Genomic DNA, 21,078 nt, shown 5'->3' on the forward strand with positions numbered 1-21,078 from the left:
CTACCTCATCTTGGACAGTATTTGTAGATTCTTCTTTCTGTACAGGGGGGCAACCTTTTCGATGAAGTCGAAATCCAGGTTCCGAAAATCACCGACTTCGATGCGCAAGTTTTCGAACAGGAACGTTTCCATGGCGCGCTTGCCTGCAATCGGATGCTCCTTGTAGAGCTTGTCGCAAAGGGCCTTTTCGCAGGTGGCCATTGCGTAGGGCCTGTCTTCTGCGTTTTCGATATTGACTCCGTGCGGAAAGACGTCGGGCGGGACATCGGAATACGAAAACTCGCCGAAGGGCGTCTTGTACAGTTTGGTCTTGTTCTTCTTGAACGATGCGGAAGTAAAGAGATGGACGGCCTCGGGAATGAGCCCGTGCCTTGAAAGGGCATAATCGAAGGAAAGATACGATGGGCCGTAAATCGCCCCTGCAAGGGCTTCGCCCGGGGTGTTCTTGTCGGTCTCGTACAGCCCGCGGATAACTTGCGTTATTTCGCCGCGCAGGGTCATTTGACGCAACTTCATTTGGGGCTGCCTGTATTTTTGACCAAGGTCTGAAAGGATTTCTGATACGGTTCTTATCACGATTTCCTCCAATAACTATAAAAATAATATATTAACTGGAGAAAATCAAGTGGTTTTTTGAAAAATATGTTTTTTACGCTTCTCTTATGACATACAGACGTATTTGGTGTGGACGATGGTTGAAACGATTTTTCACTATGCGTTTCGTGCATACTGAGCATGAAAATTTGGTATTTTGCGGGCTAAACGCATTTATTTATATTAAAGGCGTAGATAAAAAAGGAACAAACCATGAAACTAGGGACGATTATGACGATGCTTGGTATGGGTGCGGTGCTTGCCGCATGTGACTGCTGCCCGCAGGGCGGGGCGAAGGCGCTTTCGCAGGACAAGGAACTGCGTGCCGTGATGGACAACTTCACGCAGAACGAGGTTCCGGCGGCGACTCCGCTTGTGGAAAAGCGCGAGGTGGAATTGATTCGCCTGGTGTCGCTTGTGACGCAGCAGTCGGGCGCTCTTTTGCAAGAAGAAGTGGCGACGGCGCTTGCGCAGGGGCTTGCTCCCGAAGAGATTCTCGAGGCGATTTACCAGTGTGCCCCCTACACCGGGTTCCCGCGGACGGTGGATGCGGTTGAATTTGCCCGCAGCGTGTTCAAGGCGAAGAACGTGAAGGTGGATGAAAACCGTGGGACGGTGACGGCGCAGTCCCGCTTGGAGACGGGTGCCGACGCGCAGGGAACGCTGTTCGGCCAGACCTTCCGCGACATGGCGAAGAATGGAAAGGACGGGATGCCGACCATCAATTACTTCTTGGCGAGCAACTGCTTTGGGGATTACTACACCCGCAAGGGGCTCGACCTGAATACCCGCGAACTCCTGACGATGGCGATTCTCGTGAACTTGGGAACGGAGCCGCAACTCAAGGCGCATATCGGCGCGAACCTGAAGATTCGCACGGCCGACTACGTGGAACAGGCGATTTACAACTGCTTGCCGTATTGCGGTTACCCGCGCACGCTGAATGCGCTGCGACTGCTCAAGGAAGCGGTGGCGGAGGCGAAGGTCGCGGCGGACGCAAAAACCATGCCAAACAAGGACTGGAGTGTGTTCCCGGTGGGCAAGCCGAACGACGCCTATGCCAAGTATTTCGTGGGCAAGAGCTATCTCGACATGATCAGCAAGGAACAGGTGGGCGTCGGGAACGTGACTTTTGAACCGGCGTGCCGCAACAACTGGCACATCCATCATGCAAAGAAGGGCGGTGGCCAGATTCTCATTGCGACGGCGGGCCGCGGCTACTACCAGGAATGGGGCAAGCCGGCGGTGGAACTGAAGCCCGGCGACGTGGTGAACATTCCGGCTGGCGTCAAGCATTGGCACGGGGCGGCTCCGGATTCCTGGTTCCAGCATTTGGCGATTGAAGTTCCCGGCGAAGGAACGAGCAACGAATGGCTCGAGCCCGTGAGCGACGAAGACTACGGGAAGTTGAAATAATGTTTGCCAGAATTCTCGCTTGCGCATTTATTGGCCTTATGACGGTAGGAACTTTTGCGGCGGCACCTGCGCCCGAGGGCTTCGTGCTTATCAAGGGCGGGACCTTCGACATGGGAAGCCCCGCAAACGAGGACTGGCGCGTCAACGACGAGACGCTCCACAAGGTGAAGGTCTCCGATTTTTACCTGGGCAAATACGAGGTGACGCAAAAGCTTTACCGCGAGGTAATGGGCGAGAACCCCTCCAGTTTCAAGGGTGACGACTTGCCCGTCGAAAACATCACCTGGCTTGATGCGGCTCGAGAAAAACGGCGTGAAGACGAAATAATGTATATTCCTTGATATGACTATTTCCGCCAAAATCCGTATGCCGCTTGACATCGCGATGACGGTCGCGACGCTTGTGCTGATGGGCGGCAATTACTTCTTTGAATCGACTGTCGTTCACGAGATTCTGGGCGTGGTGCTGCTCGCTTTGTGGGCGGTGCACATCACGCTGAACCGACGATTTTTCCTTTCGCTGTTCAAGGGCCGCTACAACGCATTCCGCATCTTGCAGGCAGTCGTGAATTGCGGGATTCTTTTGTGCGCGATTTTCCTGATGGTGAGCGGAATCATGCTTTCGAACCATGTGTTCGCCTGGCTCGGGATTGAATCGGGTGCAAACTTCGCCCGCACGGCGCACCTGCTTGCAAGCCACTGGTATTACGTGTTCATGTCGCTCCACATCGGGCTGCATGTGAGCCTGATTGCAAACCGCTTGGGACTTGCGGGCGCTTTCAAGTCAAAAGTTGGACTTGTCGCAACCCGCGTGATTGCCGCTCTCGTGGCATGCTACGGAATATACGCCTTCGCCATTCGCGGGCTTTGGAAATACATGTTCCTGCAGCAGCCGTTTTTCTTCTTTGACGCGGAACGCGGTTACGCACTATTTTTCGCAGACTATATCGCCATCGTCGTGTTGTTCGCCGTCGCGGTGCATCTTTTTAATGCAATAATTTCAACCCGACAATCCCGGATAAAATAAGCAAAACGCAAATGGCTTTCGGGATAGAGAAATGCTCCTGAAATAGATGAACGCCCGGGGAGCGGTTCAAATTATGGAATAAAGATAGTTATTCCGCAAAAAAAAATTCTATCTTATTCAGCGATGAGGTCCGTTAAACAAAATGTTTCTTCGATGATTGCGGTCGCGTTGTTCGCGATTCTTGCTGCCGTTGTCGAGGGTTCTTTTGTTTACGATTACGGAACCGAAATGGGGCGGGCTTCGGAATATGGCAAGGTCTCCGCCGACAATGTGCATGCCGAAAGTCTGCTGTTCCTGTTGCGGGAATCGACTGCCGAGGCCATGCAGTTTACACGCAGGTCGGGCCAGCAGGTGTCCTTGCGTGCATCGCGCGGCAACGGCCTTCAAGGGGACGGCGGACGCAGTTCGGTAACGTTCAAGCAGGCTACGCCATTTTCGACTAAGATCGCGCGGCCAACTGTTTGCGCCCAATGCGGCTTCCCTTTGCCGCTAGTTTATCGGAAATCAAAAGAGTATTACGTTTATACGCTAGAGCGAATGCTCTGTTAGCAAGTTCTTTCTCCGAAAACTCAGTCACAGGTAAATTGCCGCGGCCCCTGCCGGGGTGCGCGATAGCATTCATTTTAAAAAAGAGAAAGAACATGGAAAACATTTCCAAGATGGAGATGGCTAACGCCCTCTTCAATAAGCCCTATATCAAGACCGAAAAGAAGTTTTTCGGATTCAAGACCAACGTCACCTACACCAGGACGAATTCACCCGTTGTGGGAACTTGTCTGGACTACAGCCCTACGGAGGGCCAAAAGGTCAAGGAAATTGTCGAGGCTTCTCCAAGCGCCCTGGATGCGGTCGTTCAAAAAAATGGCCATCCGAAAACAGGCGACAACGGGAACTTCCGCCTGAATCTCTGCTATTCGCAGGACCGCGAATTTGCGGCACTGCACCTGCAGCAGTTCTCGGGATTCGAGTACCATACCGTAGGTGAAATCCGTTTTGCCGAAGGCGACGAGGCGCATAAACTTCTCGCCGTTTTCGTGAAATAAACGGACATATCGTCAAAAAGGCTCCCTCGGAAAAACGAGGGGGGCTTGATGCAGCACCCGACCCGGCCCTTGGCCGACGCTGGGAGATCCCCGCCTTCGCGGGGATGACAAGTTGGGGCCGGGGAACGCCCAATAAATGGCTAAATTTCGAAAATTATTTAGTAGGAAAATTATTTTTCTGCTAAATAATTTGTTATATTAGGGGTATGGAATTCCTAGATCGTGAAGAAGAATCGAAAAGGCTGAAGGCGGAACTCTCCCGGAAGGGGGCGTCTTTTGTCGTTGTCTATGGCCGTCGCAGGTTGGGCAAGTCCACCTTGTTAAAGCGCGTCTTGAAGGAAAACGATATCTATTTTATGGCGGACCGTTCGGAAGAATCCGCCCAGCGCCGTTTCCTGGCCATGGCGATTGCAGTCCGGTATGAGGGTTTCGATTCCGTTGCTTACCCCGACTGGGAGTCGCTTTTCAGGGCTTTCAACTACAGGTGCGCGAAGGGTTCTACGCTCTGCCTGGACGAGTTCCCGTATCTTGTGAAGTCGTGCGAGATGTTGCCCTCTACACTGCAGAAACTGCTGGACGAAAAGTCCTTGAACTTCAACCTGGTGATTTGCGGCTCGTCGCAACAGATGATGTTCGATGTCGCTCTTGACGAAAAATCGCCATTGTATGGGCGTGCCCATGAAATTCTCCGGTTGAAGCCTATTCCGGTTTCTTACTTGCCTTCTGCGTTGAAAATTACGGCAAAGGAGGCAGTTTCTGAATATGCCGTTTGGGGCGGGGTGCCCCGCTATTGGGAATTGCGTGAACGGTATCGGAATTTCAAGTCGGCCCTGAGGGAATTGGCCCTTTCTCCCATGGGCGTCCTTCATGACGAGCCTGTGCATATTTTGCGCGACGACATGCGCGACCTGGTGCAGGCTTCCACACTTCTTGGAATCATCGGGAATGGCGCAAACCGAATTTCGGAGATTGCGGCGCGTGCCGAAAAGAATGCGGCGACTTTGAGCGCCCCTTTAAAAAGGCTCGTGACCATGCAGCTTGTGGACCGGGAAATCCCTTTCGGTGAAAATCCAAAAAACAGCAAGCACGGCATTTACCACTTGTCCGACCCGTTCATTAATTTCTATTACCGGTTTATTAGCCCGTATCGCTCGCTGTTGGAACTGGGGCGTATTGATTACGTGGAAGAAATTGTCCAACAGCATTTCCCTGAATTTGAAGGATTTTGCTGGGAACGCCTTTGCCGGCAGGCGGTTAGCGGGCAGGTTGTCGGTGGCGAGATGTTCAATGTAGCTTCCAGGTGGTGGGGCAATGTCGGCAAGTCAGAACGGATCGAAATCGATGTCGTTGCCGAAAGCATGGACAAGAAAACGCTACTTGTCGGGGAATGCAAATGGACGAATGGCGAAAATGCGGGGCGCCTGTTAGCCCATCTGAATGAGCAGGTCCAGAAATTGCCGTTCGTCCACAAGTATAAAAAAATCGTCCCGGTTCTTTTTTTGAAAGAAAGACCTCGCGACAAGACGGATGGAATTGTCTTTTTGCCGGAAGATGTCCTTAAAATTATTTAGTAGAAAAATTATTTTTCTACTAAATAATTTATTTTGCCCAAATCTACCATAAAATGCCTACATTTGGCAAGTTATGACTCCTATATGTCCCAGGTTGAGTCATATAGGAAATTTTTGACGGAAAACCTTGAAAAAAAGTTGTTTTTCTGCGTTATTCTGGACTTTTGTCTTGTTTCCTAAATTTTACAATGGGGGGGGGTATGGACTTTGGCAGGGGCATTACCTATATTTAACAGGATAAACTATAGACGGGGATGTTTTATGAAAAATTTCATTGCTCCAAGGTCCCTGAGCTTGCCGAAGGGCCGGCTCATAACCATCTTTATGTTGGCGGCATTCTTTGCCCTTTCCGCCTGTGACGATTCTTCGTCGGCGGGTGACGATGACAATAACGTCATTCTGAGCGGCGATAGCCGCGAAGAATCCAGTGATTCTCGTTCCAACGATAAGGACGAAGCAATCTCCAGTAGTGGCAAGTCCAACGATCCCGCCGAAGTGACCGACGACTCCAGCGACAGCAAGGACAATCTTTCTTCGGCAGGAACATCGACCAAGTCCAGCAATTCGAATACATCTGGAAATGACGCAAAGTCAAGCAGCTCTGCGGGCAAGGAGGTGTCTTCGTCTAGCGAAGAAATGAAAACCGCCTGGGATTACTTGAATCCGGACATCGATTATGGAGAGTTTACCGATGAACGTGATGGACAAGTCTATAAGACGGTTAAAATCGGTGGCCAGGTGTGGATGGCGGAGAACTTGAACTACGCCTACACCGGCGTTCCCTTTGATAACGACTACTATACCTCCGATTCCACCAGTTGGTGCTACGACAACGACCCTGCCAATTGCGACAAATACGGTCGTCTTTATACCTGGGCTGCGGCCATGGACAGCGTGGGTGAGTGGAGCACGAGTGGCAAGGGCTGCGGCTATGGCGAGAATTGTAGCGTCGCTTTGGCGGGCTCAGCGACCTTGGTGCGGGGCGTCTGCCCCAAGGGCTGGCACTTGCCAAGCAATGATGAATGGAAAGCCCTGTTCACGGCGGTGGAAGGCTCTTCTACGGCGGGTGCCATGCTCAAGTCCGCGACAGGCTGGAGACGTAGCGGCAAAGATAGCGGCAACGGAATAGATACCTTCGGGTTCTCGGCGCTTCCTGCCGGCATCAGGTACAGCCTTGGGGATTACAACAGCGAGGGCTACGGCGCGTACTTCTGGAGTTCTACTGAGGACGACAGCGACGACGCGTACGTCATGAATTTGTACTACAGCGGCGCCGGTGCGGGCCTGGGCGGCTACAGCAAGGACCGTGGTTTCTCCGTCCGTTGCGTCAAGGACTCTGACTAACCCGCCGACGGATTATCAAATCCGAATGGCAATGCTGCCTTAAAACCGCGTTATCTTGCCAAATCTATCATAAAAAAGATGCTTTTGGTGAATTATGCCGTATAACTTGCCAAATCCATGTGTTTTTATATATATTTGGTAAAGTATAGGGAGGTCCTATGTCCGAAAAACTGATTGTTGGCAGAAAACGCGAAATATCCCTGTTGAACAGGTTCATCGATAGCGACGAAGCTGAATTTGTCGCTGTCTATGGTCGTAGGCGAGTCGGCAAGACTTATCTCGTGAAGGGCCTTTTCCATAAAAACTTTTCTTTTTACATGACGGGGTTGGCCAATTCCGATCTCAAAAAGCAATTGCAGAATTTTACGGATGCCTTTTCGCAATATTTTTCAAAGAAGGCAACCGTCAAAAATTGGTTTGACGCGTTCAATCTCTTGCGCGACGAACTATCGAAATTGCGTAAAACCAAGAAAATCATTTTCATTGATGAACTGCCGTGGTTCGATACCGCACGGTCTGACTTTGTAAGCGCCCTGGAACATTTCTGGAATTCGTGGGCCTCCGATGACCCGACCATAAAGTTGATTGTCTGTGGTTCTGCCACGTCGTGGATGATGAACAAGCTCATCAACAACAAGGGTGGTCTGCATAACCGCGTAACGCACCAGATAAAACTTTCTCCGTTCACCCTTGGCGAATGCGAAGAATTTTTGAAGGCAAAAAATTTCACCATGGACCGTTTTGAAATCGCTCAGTTCTACATGGTTTTTGGGGGGATTCCGTATTACTTGAAACTCCTGGACAAAGGCGAAAGCCTTGCACAGAATGTGGACAGACTTTTGTTCAGCGAAGATGGCGAACTCCGCAACGAATTTCACAACTTGTATCACGCGTTGTTCCGCAATTCCGAAAAATACATTGCCATCGTAGAAGTTCTTGCTCAAAAGAAAAAGGGGATAACCAGGAACACGTTAATCAAGGAACTTTCAGTCGAAAGTAGCGGGGGCGTGTCCAAGGCCTTGGACGATCTTGAAAATTGCGGATTCATTAGGCGTTATAGTCCCTTTGGCAAGAAGACCAAAGACGAACTGATTCAACTCGTCGATTTCTACACGCTTTTCTATTTCAGGTTCCTCGCGAAACGGGCGAAGGGTCGCCGCAACCAATGGCTGCAAATCCAGGGTAAGCCTGAATACAACAGTTGGTGCGGCTACGCATTCGAAATGCTGTGCCTTCAGCATTATCCGCAAATCCTGAACGCACTCGGAATCTCTGGAATAGAAAGTGCCCCATGTAGCTGGATATATACGGGGAAAGACGGCGCACAATTCGACCTTCTGATCGACCGCATCGACAACGTCATCAACATCTGTGAAATGAAGTTTTCGACCAGCCCCTACGAAGTCACGCAGCATTACTTGACGGAACTCCTCGAAAAAGTCAAGCTGTTCAAGGAATCCACTAAGACCCGCAAGTCACCGATGCTTACCTTCGTGACATCGCTCGGTCTAAAACCCAATTCCTGCGCCAGGCAGATTCCAAAATCAATCTCTTTGGATGTCTTATATAATTCGCCAAATCTACCATAAAATGCCTACATTTGGCAAGTTATGACTCCTATATGTCCTAAGTTGAGTCATATAGGAAATTTTTGACGGAAAACCTTGAAAAAAGTTGTTTTTCTGCGTTATTCTGGACTTTTGTCTTGTTTCCTAAACTTTACAATGGGGGGGGGTATGGACTTTGGCAGGGGCATTACCTATATTTAATAGGATAAACTATAGACGGGGATGTTTTATGAAAAATTTCATTGCTCCAAGGTCCCTGAGCTTGCCGAAGGGCCGGCTCATAACCATCTTCTTGTTGGCGGCATTCTTCGCCCTTTCCGCCTGCGACGATTCGTCGTCGGCGGGTGACGATGAAACAGGTGTTTCCAGTTCGTCTGTAGAGTCGCCTGATTCGAGTGTCACCCTGAGCGGAGCGTCAGCGGAGTCGAATGGGTCTAGTAACGAAAATATGGAAAAAGACAAGTCTTCCAGTAGTGTCAAGGGTTCCGAGCCCGCCGAAGTGTCCAGCAGTTCCGCAAAAGAAATAAAGAACTCGTCCGACTCCAAGAGTTCAAGTTCTGTGAAGACTGGTGGTTCTTCCAGCAGTAATAAGGATAAATCTAGTTCGTCGGTGAGTTCGTCTTCGAGTGAAAAGCAAAGTAGTAGTTCTGTAGGATCGTCTAGTTCTTCTGTGAAGCGTTCTTCGTCATCAGTCGCTTCGAGTAGTAGCTTCGTAAAACAGGACTATACTAGTCCAAATCTTTCGTATGGTGTATTTGAATATGAACAACGCAAATACAAGTATTTGACTGTGACAGGAAAAGATACTAATAATAAAGCTGCAACAATCGATGTTATGGCGGAAAACCTGAATGTTGGTATAATGATTGATGGTTCTGAGAATCAATCAGACAACTCTAAAGTTGAACGCTATTGCTATGACAATGATACCACAAAATGTGCAAATTACGGTGGACTTTACCAATGGGCAGAAATGATGGGCTTCAACGATAGTTGTAATACCAAGAGTTGTGCTCACTTGATTCAAAAAAACCACCAAGGGATTTGCCCAGATGGTTGGCGTTTGCTTACATACAATGACTTCAATATTGTCATGAAGGCTGAAAATAATGATGCTGGTTGGAAAGGGGTAAATACCACTGCGTTTGGAGGATTAAATTATACGGGATATAGTTTGGTTGGCGCGGGATATAATTGGAGACACACTTTTACAGGACTAAAAGAAGGAACATACTGGTTTTATCCTGAAGAATCTAAAACATATACTAAAGAAGCTGCATATTGTGGTTATGCGATAAAAGGTGATGGTGGAACGAGAATTGAACAATACAAAACGGAAGGATTTTCCGTCCGTTGCGCTCGAAATTAACTTTTTACTGAAATCACTTTACATTGGGTAAAAAATGGATAAACGAAATTGTAAAAAAGGCTCTAGCCGTAATAATTTCAAAATCGAACAACTCGAACCCCGCATGATGATGAATGCGGATGTTGTTTTAGATGACTTTGGGGACAATATATCCAATGTTTCAACTACAGTTGAAAGTGCCTTGAATGAAGTTGATGATTTGCGGTTGTCTGGACTTGGCTTGAATGAGTCTCTTGATTCTGCTTCTGCATATTTTTCTGGTGTCGGCTCAAATATACGGTCTTTGGTATCTACGGCATTCGAGAACTATAGAGATGCATTGCCCGATGGGACAACATCTGTCCCCTTGGCTGCACTTGTTTCTGGATTGAACACGAATCTCCCAGATCAGTTACCGTCAAATATTGGAAATCCCGTTTTTAGTGCCCCAAATAATGATACACTCAAGCTAGATTTTGATGTTCTTGCCGCCTAGCGGGATAATTCCACACCCCACACTACACATTGCTTCTGCCTGTTGATTCTGGGTAAAAAAATTTATATATTGACGGTATGGCGCAGCCTTTGTCGAAAATCAGCATCCTTGAACCCCTTTGCTGGGATTCAAGCGTGAGTGCCGAGACGCTCCTTCCCCTGGTGGACGGGACGGTGTCTTCGGTTGGGGGCATATCCCGTGAAGCCCTGTTCCTGCGTTCGCTGGAGCGGGTGCCGTGGCACAACCTGGTAGTGCTGTGGGGCGGGGCGGAAAACTGTGCAAAACTTTATACGGAAAAGGTCCGAAGGGGGCTTCGCAATGGCGACTTCAGACAAAAATACGATTTCGCTTTCGGAATTCTACGAGGAGAACCTGTACAGGCTCCAAGATGGGGTTCTGAATATTGTGAAAAACTGCGGCACACCTTTGTATCTGACCGGTGGAACCGCGCTTAGCAGGGCGTATTACCGCCACCGCTATTCAGACGACCTGGATTTCTTTGTCAACAACGACAATTCCTTCAATCAGTATGTCGACGCCGTTCTAGATGGTCTTCGAAAGGCCGGCTATGACTGGAGTGTCGAAACGGGATTTGTCAAGTCTCCCGATTTCAGGACCCTTGTCTTAAGACATCCCGATTTCCAGATGGGGCTGAAACTCGATTTCGTAAACGATGTCGCCGCACACTATGGCGAGATAACCGAAACGGACCTGTTCTACAGGACGGATTCTGTCAGGAACATTCTTTCGAATAAGGTGACCGCGATTTTCAGGATGTCGGCAAAGGACATTGTGGATATCCATCGGATATGCCTGAACGAAAAATTCGAATGGCGGGAAGTCTTTGAAGAAGTCAGGGAAAAGGAACTGGGCGTAGAACCATTAGATGTTTCCCAGGTCATGCAGGGAATAACGCAGGCTGCGTTTGAGAGTATCAAGTGGAAATGCGGATTGACCTTTGCCGAGTTCAAGCGGGACATCGATATGATTGCCGCCGACATGCTTTGCCTGAAGGACAACGGCTTGAACGACAGGAGTATGAAATGAAAACGATAAAGAAAATTGGCTTGGTGAGTGCTGTCGCGGTTGCGATGCTTGCGTTCTCGGCTTGCGATGACTCTTCGTCGGCGGGTGGCGACGAAACGGGTGTTTCCAGTTCGTCTGTAGAGTCGCCTGATTCGAGTGTCACCCTGAGTCCTTCGACAAGTTCAGGACAGGCTCCGGAGTCAGCGGAGTCGAATGGGTCTAGTGACGAAAATATGGAAAAAGACAAGTCATCGAGTAGTGAGAATAAGTCTAGCAGTTCCGCAAAAGAAACAAAAGTATCTTCTGATTCCAAGAGTTCCAGTTCCGTAAAGTCAGGAGATTCTTCAAGCAGTAAGAAGGACAACTCTAGTTCGTCGGTGAATTCATCTTCTAGCGAAAAGCAAAATAGCTCTTCTTCTACAAAGCAATCATCATCGTCAGTTGTTTCTAGCAGTAGCGGAGAGTATGTTCCATATGATCATTGGGCTGTTCTTGGTCCCCGTCGTGCTGACAGTGTGTTTAAACAATTTGTGGACACAAGGAATAATCGGTCCTACTATTATTTAACCATTTACAACAAGGTTCATTCAGATTCGTTGACTGTGTTTGCGGAAAATCTGAATATTGGTGAAATGGTTGATGGGGCAAAGGACCAATCGGATAACGATAAAATAGAACGCTACTGTTATGACAACGATACGACGAATTGCGACCGATACGGGGGGCTTTACCAGTGGGCGGAAATGATGGGCTTCAATGATAGTTGTAATACCAAAAGTTGCGCTCATTTGATTGATGAAAATCATCAGGGAATTTGTCCGCAAGATTGGCGAATAATGACATATGATGATTTCCAATTTATTTTGAAATCAGAAAATGTTACACATGGCATTGATGACCTAAAAACGCAAAATGGTTTTGGGGGGTATAATACCACTGGATTTAGTGTAGTCGGACCGGGATATAACTGGGATCATACATTTAGGGGTTTCCAAGAGTCAACTTACTTCTTCTATCCCCAGGAACGTGATGATTCGACGACAATTCCTTCTGGTATGTCGCGAGGAACAACATCAACTTCTCATACATGGAAATTGAAAACACATGGTTTTTCTGTTCGTTGCGTGATGATTTATAAGAAGTCTGAAAATAATTAAAAAAATAAAGGTTTCATATGTTTAAAGCAAATAACAAAAAGAATAGAAACAATAAGAATCGCATGAACAACTACCGCATTGAATCTCTTGAACCGAGATTCATGATGGATTTTGCGGTATAAATTCCACATTCCATATTTCACATTGCTTGGTTTGTGGGTGGTGAAAATTTTTACAGGAGATAATGGTATGAAGTGTGTCAAGGGTCTTGGTTTCTTGTGGGTGGCGGTGCTCGCGGCATTCTTCGCCCTTTCCGCCTGCGATGACTCTTCGTCGGCTAGTTCCGATGAAACAAGTGTTTCCAGTTCGTCTGTAGAGTCGCCTGATTCGAGTGTCACCCTGAGCGGAGCGTCAGCGGAGTCGAATGGGTCTAGTAACGAAAATATGGAAAAAGACAAGTCGTCTAGTAGTTTCAAGGGATCTGAACCTGTCGAAGTATCAAGCAGTTCCGCGAAAGAATCAAAGAACTCGTCCGACTCCAAGAGTTCAAGTTCCGTAAAGACTGGTGATTCTTCAAGCAGTAAGAAGGACAACTCCAGTTCGTCGGTGAATTCGTCTTCGAGTGAAATAACCGACTATGTTGGGTTGCCCTGTGAAGGCATACTTTCAGATGGAAATACGGGAAAAATATATTTGTGCGTAGATGGACGATATGTGCTCTACGTGCCTACGGAAAGTTCCAGTTCTGGGCCCTATGAACCGTTCGATCAAACACTGCCTTTGAGGGGGCTATTATCCGATAAATATAAGACCTTTACTGACACGCGTAACGGACGTGTTTATAATTACTTGACGATTGTCGGCCGTGATACGAATAATGTCAAGGACTCCATACAAGTCATGGCTCAGAACTTGAATATCGCCGATGTCACCTTGAAGGTTGGTGAAAACATGACCAATGATGATAAAATTGAGCGCTATTGCTACGATGATGATACCACAAACTGTGACCGTTACGGAGGACTTTACCAGTGGGCGGAGGCTTTACAGTTGCCGAGTCGTTGCAATACCGAAAGCTGTGCAAGCCTTATACAGCCCAACCACCAGGGCATTTGCCCCGATGGTTGGCGCATGATGAATGCAAATGATTTTCGAATCGCTCTGACGAGTACCGATGACTTTGCGAATGGCCTTCGTTCCGGTTATTATTTCTCCGGCAGCAACAAAAGTGGACTTTCGCTTACTGGGTCGGGCAGGTATTTTCACCAAAAAGGATATGAAGATTTAGATGAAGCTTTTTATATGTATTACCCTGTGGAATATGTATTTGGAGATGTTATTCGAGGTTCAATGCAGTACGTGACTCGTTATGAGAATAATGTAGGACCTGGTGGGCTTGAAAAATACTGCGCCCTTTCCGTCCGTTGTGTCAAATTAAAATAAATTTCAACAAAGACATCCAAGATGAAAAACATATCTAAGAAATCTTCCAAGAAGAACTCTCAAAATAATTTCAATATTGAACCCCTTGAACCGCGCCTGCTTATGGCTGCCGTCGAATAATCACTCCACACCCCACACTACACACTTCACATTTCACACTTCACATTTCACATTGCTTCTGCGTTAGGGGGCGTCGCACCGCCGTGCGGTGGCGAGACGCGCAAGCGGCTCGATGAGCCGACCCCGGATCAGGTCCGGGGTGACGAGAGGCGAGCAGCACCCGCCCCGGCCCCTGGCCGGGGAACGCCCAATAGTGGGCTATACTTACTTTTACTGCTTTAGGTTATTTACTTGTTCTCGCCGAAGAATCCGTGTTCCGAATGCTGAGACCACATTTCGAACATCGTCAAGTAGTTGTTCTTGATGTATTTCTGGATGGTCAGAAGATCCTTGTCGGAAAGAGAGCCGCGTTTCTGGACAACGGTGTCGCCGTTTGATTTGATGAAAAGTTTTGCGGAACCGGCTTCAGTCAATTTTGAGTCGCTCGCGTGTGCGTGGATGCATTCGACTATGCAGGCCATGGTAAAATACAGATAGTAACCGGCGATCTTGAATGGAAAATATTTCGGCATTAGTCGTTCCCGATCAAATCTTTGTTTTTCAGGTAGTAGGCCTGGACGAGGGCTAACTGTGCGTCGCACATGGAGGACTTGATCATGTCTCCGTCCTTGTTCAGGACGCAGGCTTGCTCCGGGTTGCTTAAATAGAGGATCTTGACATCGCCGTTGTCTGTAACGGTGAAACTGTAGTTGGCGATAATCATGTCGGCCTTGTCGGCGATTTCATTAAGCTGTTGCTCGGACATTGTCCACCTCGACGGATGTTATCGGTTGCAAGAAAATTTTCGGGTCGATGTAAAGGTCTTCAAGGATAGGGACCAGGTCGATATAGTCTTCGACGAGTTTGTCCTTGTTCTGGCTATATACGGCATCGACCACCAGGTAGCCGTTGTCCCATTCCTTCACCTTTGCAATCTTGACAAGGCTATACGGCCCCTTGAACCGTATAGTCCGCCCGTTAAAGGAGAAGGATATGTAACATCCATCATTTGACAGGATTGCCTTAGAATTGACCATGTCCACAATATACATTATTCTGTCGCCAAAGGCAACCTGGGCTGGCTCGGTTTTACAGGGGGAACGCCCATGAAAAAAAAACAGGCTTTCAAAAAAGCCCTATTCGTCAGACAAGTTTGGCCAATCAGAACCCCTTTTCCGCAACGACATTTTTTTGTTTTTGCTGCAAGATGATGTCGAAAGCCTTGGCGAAGAATTCCGCTTCTTCTGCCGATGCCGCGCTTTCGATAACATCGGAAGTTTCCGAAAGACCGATGTGCTTGCATTCTTCGTAAAGTTCGTGCATTCTTTTCGCTTGCTGAGTCATATCATAAATATACAAACATTTTTGAAAAAAAACACTTCGAATAATCACCCCACACTTCACATTTCACATTGCTTCTGCGTTAGGGGGCGTCGCACCGCAATTTGTATATTTTAGTACAATGAAGCGTATTAAACAAAATATTCTGTCGATGATTGCGGTCGCGTTGTTCGCGATTCTTGCTGCCGTTGTCGAAGGTTCTTTTGTTTACGATTACGGAACCGAAATGGGGCGGGCTTCGGAATATGGCAAGGTCTCCGCCGACAATGTGCATGCCGAAAGTCCGCTGTTCCTGTTGCGGGAATCGACTGCCGAGGCCATGCAGTTTACACGCAGGTCGGGCCAGCAGGTGTCCTTGCGTGCATCGCGCGGCAACGGCCTTCAAGGGGACGGCGGACGCAGTTCGGCAACGTTCAAGCAGGCTACGCCATTTCCGACTAAGATCGCGCGGCCAACTGTTTGCGCCCAATGCGGCTTTCCTTTGCCGCTAGTTTATCAGAAATCAAAAGAGTATTACGTTTATACGCTAGAGCGAATGCTCTGTTAGCAAGTTCTTTCTCCAAGCCTTAAACACTAGTAAATGGCCGCGGCCCCTACCGGGTGCGTGACATCATTCATTTTAAAAAAGAGAAAGAACATGGAAAACATTTCTAAGATGGAGATGGCTAACGCCCTCTTCAACAAGCCCTATATCAAGACCGAAAAGAAGTTTTTCGGATTCAAGACCAACGTCACCTACACCAGGACGAATTCGCCCGTTGTGGGAATATGCCTGGACTACAGCCCTACGGAGGGCCAAAAGGTCAAGGAAATTGTCGAGGCTTCTCCAAGCGCCCTGGACGCGGTCGTTCAAAAAAATGGCCATCCGAAAACAGGCGACAACGGGAACTTTCGCCTGAATCTCTGCTATTCGCAGGACCGCGAATTTGCGGCACTGCATCTGCAGCAGTTCTCGGGATTCGAGTACCATACCGTAGGTGAAATCCGTTTTGCCGAAGGCGACGAGGCGCATAAACTTCTCGCCGTTTTCGTGAAATAAACGGACATATCGTCAAAAAGGCTCCCTCGGAAAAACGAGGGGGCCTCGTTGCAGCTCCCGCCCCGGCCCTTCGGCAGGCTCAGGGACCTGGCCGGGGAACGCCCAAGGAAGGGCTAAATTTCAAAAATTATTTAGTAGGAAAATTATTTTTCTGCTGGATAATTTTCGTAACATCCGTTTTTGTAATTGGTTTGGCTCGATGAGCCGGGGAACGCCCATGGAAGCGTCTGGCCGCCAAGAGTCCTGCTTCAAAGAGCAGGTAAGTCGGTGCGCCCAGAAGTAGTTGGCTTATGATGTCGGGTGGAGTAAGGAATGCGGCGAACAGCAGGATTGCCACCACCACGTAGGGGCGCTTGCTGCATACGGTCTCGTAGCTCACGATATCCGCACGGATAAGCGCGTAGGTCACCAGCGGGAACTGGAACATGCATCCGAACGCAAGGGAAAGCCAGAGCGCGAGTGTTACCAGGTTAGAGATGCCAAATACGGGCTGTAGGGTCGTGCTTGCAAAACTCATGCCGAACTGCACAATCAGCGGGAAGCAGACGATTAGGCAGAACGCGACGCCCGCGATAAAGAGCATGCTGGTCAGCGCAACGATGGAACGGATGAAGCGTTTCTCGTTGTCGTATAGGGCGGGAAGCACGAACTGCCACATGTTCCAGGCGATGTAGGGCGAAAACAGCACGCAGTCCAGCAGTGCAGAAATCTTGAGCTGCAGCAGGAACACTTCCATCGGGGAAAAGTAATGGAGCGTGACGCCGCCCTGCAGGGCAATTTGTTCACAGAACCAGTCCAGAACGTAGGGCGAAACAAGGAAAAGGGGCACGATGCCGATGGCAAGGGCGACAATAGAACGCAAAAGCGCCCGTCGGAGCGCTTCCAAATGCGAAATCAGCGTAGCCTCTTGATCCTGTTTGGAGGACATTAGCCTTTCTTTTCTTCTGCCTCGGCGGCTTTTTCCACCGTCTTCTGCAGGTCTTCGGCTTCTTCCTTCAGGGCGTCTTTCGCCTTCTTGTACTCGTTCTGGGCGCGTCCCAGGGAACGCGCAAGTTCAGGAATGCGCTTTGCTCCGAACAAAAGGAGCACCACGACCACAATCAGGATTATTTCTGGAATTCCAATGGACATTTTTTACCTGCCTTTTCGTAGAAATATAACATAATTTCTTTGTATATTTTAGGCAAAAGACAAAGGAGTTTATGATGAAGGTCGTTTTATTTAACGGTAGCCGTCGCGAAAAGGGCTGCACTTATACGGCGCTGAACCTGGTGGCTGGCGAACTCAAGGCCGCGGGCATCGAGACGGAAATTTTCTTTGTGGGTGGTCGCGTGCTGAAGGGCGAAATTGACGCCGTGGTTCACGAGGCCAAGGAAAGCCTTAAAACGGCCGACGCCGTCGTCTATGGCTCCCCGGTTTATTATGCATCTCCCAGCGGTGAAATGCTGATGTTCCTGGACAGGCTTTACGGCATTGCCGAAGCGGAACTGCTCTTTAAGCCCGCCGCAACGGTTGCTTCTGCCCGCCGCGCAGGGACTAGCGCTACTCTTGATGCTCTGAATAAGTATCCGGCGTTTGCACAGCAGCCTATGGTGGCGTCGCGCTACTGGAACATGGTCCACGGTTCTAGTCCCGAAGATGTGCTGAAGGACGAGGAAGGCGTGCAGATTATGAAGGAACTGGGCCGCAACATGGCTTGGATTCTGAAGAGCATCGAAGCGGGCAAGAAGGCGGGTGTCGTGCAGCCTGTTGCCGAAAAGAAAATCTTCACGAACTTTATCCGCTAGAATAGGAACGATGCGCTTGCGTTTTGCAAAGAACAAAAAACTCATGATTACGGCGATTATCTTATCTGTACTTTTTATTTTAGGAGATGTGGGCGTGTTGTTCTTATCGCAGGCGAGCTTCGGCCATATTCCACAAGGCAAGCGCCTTGAACGCATCAAGCAGTCGCCGAATTACGACGGCAAGCAGTTCGTAAACGAGGTCGAGACCGTCACCATGACGGGAGACAGGAGCGTGTTTGCCGTGTGGAAGGATTTCCTGTTCGGCGACAAGAGTCAGACCGTTCCCGATACCGCATTGAGCGTGCTCAAGACCGACCTGAAGTCGCTACCGCAGGGCCGCGATTGGATTGTATGGTTCGGACATTCCTCGTACCTGCTTAATTTATCTGGAAAGAAGGTACTGGTGGACCCGGTTTTTTACCAGGGCTCGCCGGTGAGTTTCGTGAACAAGATGTTCAAGGGAACGGACATCTACAAGCCCGTCGACATGCCGGATATTGACTACCTGGTGATTTCGCACGACCACTGGGACCACTTGGATTACCGGGTGGTTACGGAACTGGAACCTCGCGTAAAGCGCGTGGTGACTGGCCTTGGCGTGGGCGAGCATTTTGAATACTGGAAGTATCCCGTTGAAAAACTTACGGAACTTGACTGGTGGGAATCTGTTGATCTGGGCGAAGGATTTTATGTGACAGCGACTCCGGCAAGGCATTTTTCGGGCCGCGATTTGCACCAGAATAAGACCCTGTGGGCGTCGTTCGCGTTCAAGTCTCCTAAGCGCACTATATGGATTGGCGGTGATTCGGGTTACGGTCCGCACTTCGAAAAAATCGGAAAGAAATTTGCCGACATCGATTTGGCGATTCTTGAAAACGGGCAGTACAATAAGGACTGGTCGCTTATCCACACCATGCCGGAATACCTGGGCAAGGAAATGGTGGAACTGGATGCAAACCGCTACATGACGGTTCACCATTCCAAGTTCTGCCTGAGCAAGCATTCGTACACGGAACCGCTGGAAAATGCGAAACGTGCCGCCCAGGAATCGGGCAAGCCCGTGCTTATGCCGCAAATGGGCGAAGTCGTGTATTTGGAATAATACGGTTGTTTTTACACACTTCCTAAACGGATATTTTAAGCAAGCACCCGCAAAAAGGTGCTTTTTTTGACGTTTTTATCTAATTATGTGGGTGCGGGGTTGGTGTTCCAAGAGGTTTGTGTATGGATTGTTTGGCACGGAGGCTTGCTCCGGTTGTTTTTGCGAGCGTGCTTGTTGCATGCGGTGAGAGTTCCGTCAGTGTTGATGCTGGCGTTGGCGTCGAATCGAGTGACGCGATGTTTTCTGAACCTGTTTATTTCGCTTCGTCTTCAAGCACTGGAGAAGCGCCTGCGGGAACGCCGAAGTATTCTTTTGCGGAACCGCCTGAAGGAGGCGCTTCTTCAATTGCACAAGAATCCAAGTATTCTTTTGCGGAAATGCCGGCGGTTGGCGTTTCGAGTAGCAGTTATTCTGCGGATCCCATGCCAAATAACGGCGTGCCTTATATTCGCATTGTCGCGGAAGATGCGACAGTACTTACGCGGACGGACAGTCTGGAAAAACCCGAGTACATCGGGTGCACCATTGAGGTCGCGGGGAACGGAAAGTATACCGATATTCCACTACGCGCCGCAAAAATAAAGCAACGCGGGAACTCTACACGGCTCTGGTATGACAAGAAGCCTTACCGCATCAAGTTTCAGGAAAAGACCGAAATGCTCGGGCTTGCCGCGAACAAGGACTGGGTGCTGTTGGCAAATTTTCGCGACCCGACGAACCTGATGAATGCGCTTGCTTTCGATATCGCGCGGGAGATGGGTAATTTCAATTTTGTGAATGCGAACCGCTTTGTGGAAGTTGAAATCAACGGCGATTACAAGGGGTTGTACCAGCTGACGGAACAGATTGAACAGGCGGAAAACCGCGTGAATGTTGCCGCAGACGGGGTCCTCCTGAGTTTGGACCAGGATGACGGTCCGGAACTTTCCCCCGATGCGGCGGACAACTTCTGGAGCGCTACATACAAATTGCCTGTTGCCGTAAAATACCCGAAGACGCTTGCAGAAGGTGACTTGGAACGAATCCGGACGGATTTTAAACGACTGGAAGATGCGATTGCTACTGCCGATTACGATGCGGTGCAGGCGTTACTTGACGTGCGCACGTTTATGGATTTCTTGATTCTGCAAGAAATCACACGCAACGTGGAACTCGAGGCCCCGCGTAGCATGTACCTGCACAAGGCATCTGCGGAAGGCAAGTACGTATTTGGGCCCGTGTGGGATTTTGATGGCGGTTTTGGTTACAGCTGGAACGAAGAGACGAAGGAATACTTTGGCAGTCAATCGTGGATTCTCGGGAGTACGAACCCGAGCGGAAGCCCGTTCAACTGCACGGCCGACAAGAAGAATGACTGGGGAATGTGCACTGCGGGAACATCCGGAGGCCGAGGCGGGTTTGGCGGCTTTGGTGCTAATGCCTGGGACGGTTCGGGAGCATCTGGTTTTTTCACGAACCTTTTCTCTAATGCGCAATTCCTTGCAGATTACAAGGCGCGCTGGGCGGAACTTGCACCGAAACTCTCTGCGCTTGTTTCGGAGCGCCTGAACGTGTACCTTACAGAAAATGCGGTGGCGATGGCGAATGATGCCGCCCGCTGGCCCTGGCCCGAAAGCAAGAATAATACGGGGAAAAATTCTGCTGCTGCGGCCCAAGATTTGGAAATGTGGATGCAGAAGCGAATTTCGGACTACGGTGCCGTGGTGGATGGATATTATTAGTTATATTGACTTTTTGG

At 49.2% G+C, this 21,078-nt stretch carries 26 protein-coding genes; 19 read left to right on the forward strand and 7 right to left on the reverse strand.

The annotated features are described in order from the left end of the window. Complete coding sequence (locus BUA44_RS13545) at positions 1 to 516, reverse strand: type IV toxin-antitoxin system AbiEi family antitoxin domain-containing protein (RefSeq protein WP_254793998.1); 516 nt, start codon at positions 514 to 516, stop codon at positions 1 to 3. Positions 517 to 807: 291 nt separating this feature from the next. Between BUA44_RS13545 and BUA44_RS13550 the strand changes: the two genes are divergently transcribed. The 14 genes from BUA44_RS13550 (at position 808) to BUA44_RS15125 (ending at position 14,092) form a co-directional block, all read left to right on the forward strand. Then, positions 808 to 2,010 (forward strand): carboxymuconolactone decarboxylase family protein, encoded by a 1,203-nt coding sequence (locus tag BUA44_RS13550; RefSeq protein ID WP_072813082.1) that lies wholly within the window; start codon positions 808 to 810, stop codon positions 2,008 to 2,010. Positions 2,011 to 2,048: 38 nt separating this feature from the next. Further along, complete coding sequence (locus tag BUA44_RS13555; RefSeq protein ID WP_255370569.1) at positions 2,049 to 2,351, forward strand: formylglycine-generating enzyme family protein; 303 nt, start codon at positions 2,049 to 2,051, stop codon at positions 2,349 to 2,351. A 1-nt stretch (position 2,352) separates the two neighbouring features. Continuing rightward, the gene (locus tag BUA44_RS13560) at positions 2,353 to 3,036 is read left to right on the forward strand and encodes a DUF4405 domain-containing protein (protein WP_072813086.1); all 684 of its coding nucleotides are present in this window, start codon (positions 2,353 to 2,355) and stop codon (positions 3,034 to 3,036) included. A gap of 123 nt (positions 3,037 to 3,159) precedes the next feature. Beyond that, the gene (locus tag BUA44_RS13565; protein ID WP_143152011.1) at positions 3,160 to 3,585 is read left to right on the forward strand and encodes a hypothetical protein; all 426 of its coding nucleotides are present in this window, start codon (positions 3,160 to 3,162) and stop codon (positions 3,583 to 3,585) included. Between the two features lie 92 nt (positions 3,586 to 3,677). Then, complete coding sequence (locus tag BUA44_RS13570) at positions 3,678 to 4,079, forward strand: hypothetical protein (protein WP_072813090.1); 402 nt, start codon at positions 3,678 to 3,680, stop codon at positions 4,077 to 4,079. A 206-nt stretch (positions 4,080 to 4,285) separates the two neighbouring features. Beyond that, positions 4,286 to 5,650: an ATP-binding protein gene (locus BUA44_RS13575; RefSeq protein WP_072813091.1), complete on the forward strand. Its 1,365-nt coding sequence runs from the start codon at positions 4,286 to 4,288 to the stop codon at positions 5,648 to 5,650. A gap of 261 nt (positions 5,651 to 5,911) precedes the next feature. Beyond that, complete coding sequence (locus tag BUA44_RS13580) at positions 5,912 to 6,994, forward strand: fibrobacter succinogenes major paralogous domain-containing protein (RefSeq protein WP_255370570.1); 1,083 nt, start codon at positions 5,912 to 5,914, stop codon at positions 6,992 to 6,994. A 158-nt stretch (positions 6,995 to 7,152) separates the two neighbouring features. After that, a complete protein-coding gene (locus tag BUA44_RS13585) occupies positions 7,153 to 8,583 on the forward strand; it encodes an AAA family ATPase (RefSeq protein WP_072813099.1) in 1,431 nt (476 codons plus the stop codon). Between the two features lie 208 nt (positions 8,584 to 8,791). Next, positions 8,792 to 9,931 (forward strand): FISUMP domain-containing protein, encoded by a 1,140-nt coding sequence (locus BUA44_RS15105; protein WP_083579632.1) that lies wholly within the window; start codon positions 8,792 to 8,794, stop codon positions 9,929 to 9,931. 34 nt (positions 9,932 to 9,965) lie between these two features. Beyond that, a complete protein-coding gene (locus tag BUA44_RS15110; protein ID WP_083579633.1) occupies positions 9,966 to 10,406 on the forward strand; it encodes an LEPR-XLL domain-containing protein in 441 nt (146 codons plus the stop codon). Positions 10,407 to 10,724: 318 nt separating this feature from the next. Continuing rightward, the gene (locus tag BUA44_RS13600; RefSeq protein WP_072813105.1) at positions 10,725 to 11,453 is read left to right on the forward strand and encodes a nucleotidyl transferase AbiEii/AbiGii toxin family protein; all 729 of its coding nucleotides are present in this window, start codon (positions 10,725 to 10,727) and stop codon (positions 11,451 to 11,453) included. Then, positions 11,450 to 12,589, forward strand: coding sequence for an FISUMP domain-containing protein (locus BUA44_RS15115; protein WP_178348804.1), 1,140 nt, complete (start codon positions 11,450 to 11,452; stop codon positions 12,587 to 12,589). Before BUA44_RS13600 ends, BUA44_RS15115 begins: the two co-directional genes overlap by 4 nt. Positions 12,590 to 12,778: 189 nt before the next feature. Beyond that, a complete protein-coding gene (locus tag BUA44_RS15120) occupies positions 12,779 to 13,972 on the forward strand; it encodes an FISUMP domain-containing protein (RefSeq protein ID WP_083579635.1) in 1,194 nt (397 codons plus the stop codon). 21 nt (positions 13,973 to 13,993) lie between these two features. Then, the gene (locus BUA44_RS15125) at positions 13,994 to 14,092 is read left to right on the forward strand and encodes an LEPR-XLL domain-containing protein (protein ID WP_083579636.1); all 99 of its coding nucleotides are present in this window, start codon (positions 13,994 to 13,996) and stop codon (positions 14,090 to 14,092) included. 227 nt (positions 14,093 to 14,319) lie between these two features. Here the strand turns inward: BUA44_RS15125 and BUA44_RS13620 are convergent, their stop codons facing one another. The 4 genes from BUA44_RS13620 to BUA44_RS15430 form a co-directional block, all read right to left on the reverse strand. Beyond that, entirely contained in the window at positions 14,320 to 14,604 is a 285-nt protein-coding gene (locus BUA44_RS13620) for a DUF4160 domain-containing protein (protein WP_072813115.1), read from the reverse strand. Continuing rightward, positions 14,604 to 14,837 carry a DUF7723 family protein gene (locus BUA44_RS13625; RefSeq protein WP_072813118.1) on the reverse strand — a complete coding sequence of 78 codons (234 nt, stop codon included), beginning with the start codon at positions 14,835 to 14,837 and terminating at the stop codon, positions 14,604 to 14,606. Before BUA44_RS13625 ends, BUA44_RS13620 begins: the two co-directional genes overlap by 1 nt. Continuing rightward, positions 14,818 to 15,108 (reverse strand): DUF7724 family protein, encoded by a 291-nt coding sequence (locus BUA44_RS13630; protein ID WP_072813196.1) that lies wholly within the window; start codon positions 15,106 to 15,108, stop codon positions 14,818 to 14,820. The genes BUA44_RS13625 and BUA44_RS13630 overlap by 20 nt, the downstream gene beginning before the upstream one ends. A 124-nt stretch (positions 15,109 to 15,232) precedes the next feature. Then, positions 15,233 to 15,415, reverse strand: coding sequence for a hypothetical protein (locus BUA44_RS15430; RefSeq protein WP_072813120.1), 183 nt, complete (start codon positions 15,413 to 15,415; stop codon positions 15,233 to 15,235). A 118-nt stretch (positions 15,416 to 15,533) separates the two neighbouring features. On the opposite strand from BUA44_RS15430, the gene BUA44_RS13640 reads away from it, so the two are divergent. After that, entirely contained in the window at positions 15,534 to 15,959 is a 426-nt protein-coding gene (locus BUA44_RS13640; protein WP_072813123.1) for a hypothetical protein, read from the forward strand. A 90-nt stretch (positions 15,960 to 16,049) separates the two neighbouring features. Continuing rightward, positions 16,050 to 16,451 (forward strand): hypothetical protein, encoded by a 402-nt coding sequence (locus BUA44_RS13645; protein ID WP_072813126.1) that lies wholly within the window; start codon positions 16,050 to 16,052, stop codon positions 16,449 to 16,451. Between the two features lie 127 nt (positions 16,452 to 16,578). Here BUA44_RS13645 and tatC read toward each other — a convergent pair whose 3' ends face one another. Together tatC and tatA are read right to left on the reverse strand one after the other, a co-directional pair. Beyond that, entirely contained in the window at positions 16,579 to 17,379 is an 801-nt protein-coding gene (tatC, locus tag BUA44_RS13650) for a twin-arginine translocase subunit TatC (RefSeq protein ID WP_072813129.1), read from the reverse strand. Then, positions 17,379 to 17,582 carry a twin-arginine translocase TatA/TatE family subunit gene (gene tatA / locus BUA44_RS13655; protein ID WP_072813132.1) on the reverse strand — a complete coding sequence of 68 codons (204 nt, stop codon included), beginning with the start codon at positions 17,580 to 17,582 and terminating at the stop codon, positions 17,379 to 17,381. Before tatA ends, tatC begins: the two co-directional genes overlap by 1 nt. Before the next feature lie 74 nt (positions 17,583 to 17,656). On the opposite strand from tatA, the gene BUA44_RS13660 reads away from it, so the two are divergent. The 3 genes from BUA44_RS13660 to BUA44_RS13670 all read left to right on the forward strand — a co-directional run bounded on the left by BUA44_RS13660 (position 17,657) and on the right by BUA44_RS13670 (position 21,061). Further along, a complete protein-coding gene (locus tag BUA44_RS13660; RefSeq protein WP_072813198.1) occupies positions 17,657 to 18,238 on the forward strand; it encodes a flavodoxin family protein in 582 nt (193 codons plus the stop codon). A gap of 43 nt (positions 18,239 to 18,281) precedes the next feature. Beyond that, positions 18,282 to 19,340, forward strand: a complete 1,059-nt coding sequence (locus BUA44_RS13665) for an MBL fold metallo-hydrolase (protein ID WP_072813200.1) — start codon at positions 18,282 to 18,284, stop codon at positions 19,338 to 19,340. Positions 19,341 to 19,462: 122 nt separating this feature from the next. Beyond that, positions 19,463 to 21,061 (forward strand): CotH kinase family protein, encoded by a 1,599-nt coding sequence (locus BUA44_RS13670; protein ID WP_083579637.1) that lies wholly within the window; start codon positions 19,463 to 19,465, stop codon positions 21,059 to 21,061. The last annotated feature ends 17 nt before the right edge of the window (positions 21,062 to 21,078 follow it).

The organism is Fibrobacter sp. UWR3 (genome assembly GCF_900143055.1).
In the GTDB taxonomy this organism is placed as follows: domain Bacteria; phylum Fibrobacterota; class Fibrobacteria; order Fibrobacterales; family Fibrobacteraceae; genus Fibrobacter.

Bases quoted from the DNA above. Each gene is read 5' to 3' on its own strand.
- BUA44_RS13545 (WP_254793998.1), bottom strand. From the start codon at position 516: ATGAAGTTGCGTCAAATGACCCTGCGCGGCGAAATAACGCAAGTTATC.
- BUA44_RS13550 (WP_072813082.1), top strand. From the start codon at position 808: ATGAAACTAGGGACGATTATGACGATGCTTGGTATGGGTGCGGTGCTT.
- BUA44_RS13555 (WP_255370569.1), top strand. From the start codon at position 2,049: ATGACGGTAGGAACTTTTGCGGCGGCACCTGCGCCCGAGGGCTTCGTG.
- BUA44_RS13560 (WP_072813086.1), top strand. From the start codon at position 2,353: ATGACTATTTCCGCCAAAATCCGTATGCCGCTTGACATCGCGATGACG.
- BUA44_RS13565 (WP_143152011.1), top strand. From the start codon at position 3,160: ATGAGGTCCGTTAAACAAAATGTTTCTTCGATGATTGCGGTCGCGTTG.
- BUA44_RS13570 (WP_072813090.1), top strand. From the start codon at position 3,678: ATGGAAAACATTTCCAAGATGGAGATGGCTAACGCCCTCTTCAATAAG.
- BUA44_RS13575 (WP_072813091.1), top strand. From the start codon at position 4,286: ATGGAATTCCTAGATCGTGAAGAAGAATCGAAAAGGCTGAAGGCGGAA.
- BUA44_RS13580 (WP_255370570.1), top strand. From the start codon at position 5,912: ATGAAAAATTTCATTGCTCCAAGGTCCCTGAGCTTGCCGAAGGGCCGG.
- BUA44_RS13585 (WP_072813099.1), top strand. From the start codon at position 7,153: ATGTCCGAAAAACTGATTGTTGGCAGAAAACGCGAAATATCCCTGTTG.
- BUA44_RS15105 (WP_083579632.1), top strand. From the start codon at position 8,792: ATGAAAAATTTCATTGCTCCAAGGTCCCTGAGCTTGCCGAAGGGCCGG.
- BUA44_RS15110 (WP_083579633.1), top strand. From the start codon at position 9,966: ATGGATAAACGAAATTGTAAAAAAGGCTCTAGCCGTAATAATTTCAAA.
- BUA44_RS13600 (WP_072813105.1), top strand. From the start codon at position 10,725: ATGGCGACTTCAGACAAAAATACGATTTCGCTTTCGGAATTCTACGAG.
- BUA44_RS15115 (WP_178348804.1), top strand. From the start codon at position 11,450: ATGAAAACGATAAAGAAAATTGGCTTGGTGAGTGCTGTCGCGGTTGCG.
- BUA44_RS15120 (WP_083579635.1), top strand. From the start codon at position 12,779: ATGAAGTGTGTCAAGGGTCTTGGTTTCTTGTGGGTGGCGGTGCTCGCG.
- BUA44_RS15125 (WP_083579636.1), top strand. From the start codon at position 13,994: ATGAAAAACATATCTAAGAAATCTTCCAAGAAGAACTCTCAAAATAAT.
- BUA44_RS13620 (WP_072813115.1), bottom strand. From the start codon at position 14,604: ATGCCGAAATATTTTCCATTCAAGATCGCCGGTTACTATCTGTATTTT.
- BUA44_RS13625 (WP_072813118.1), bottom strand. From the start codon at position 14,837: ATGTCCGAGCAACAGCTTAATGAAATCGCCGACAAGGCCGACATGATT.
- BUA44_RS13630 (WP_072813196.1), bottom strand. From the start codon at position 15,108: ATGGTCAATTCTAAGGCAATCCTGTCAAATGATGGATGTTACATATCC.
- BUA44_RS15430 (WP_072813120.1), bottom strand. From the start codon at position 15,415: ATGACTCAGCAAGCGAAAAGAATGCACGAACTTTACGAAGAATGCAAG.
- BUA44_RS13640 (WP_072813123.1), top strand. From the start codon at position 15,534: ATGAAGCGTATTAAACAAAATATTCTGTCGATGATTGCGGTCGCGTTG.
- BUA44_RS13645 (WP_072813126.1), top strand. From the start codon at position 16,050: ATGGAAAACATTTCTAAGATGGAGATGGCTAACGCCCTCTTCAACAAG.
- tatC (WP_072813129.1), bottom strand. From the start codon at position 17,379: ATGTCCTCCAAACAGGATCAAGAGGCTACGCTGATTTCGCATTTGGAA.
- tatA (WP_072813132.1), bottom strand. From the start codon at position 17,582: ATGTCCATTGGAATTCCAGAAATAATCCTGATTGTGGTCGTGGTGCTC.
- BUA44_RS13660 (WP_072813198.1), top strand. From the start codon at position 17,657: ATGAAGGTCGTTTTATTTAACGGTAGCCGTCGCGAAAAGGGCTGCACT.
- BUA44_RS13665 (WP_072813200.1), top strand. From the start codon at position 18,282: ATGATTACGGCGATTATCTTATCTGTACTTTTTATTTTAGGAGATGTG.
- BUA44_RS13670 (WP_083579637.1), top strand. From the start codon at position 19,463: ATGGATTGTTTGGCACGGAGGCTTGCTCCGGTTGTTTTTGCGAGCGTG.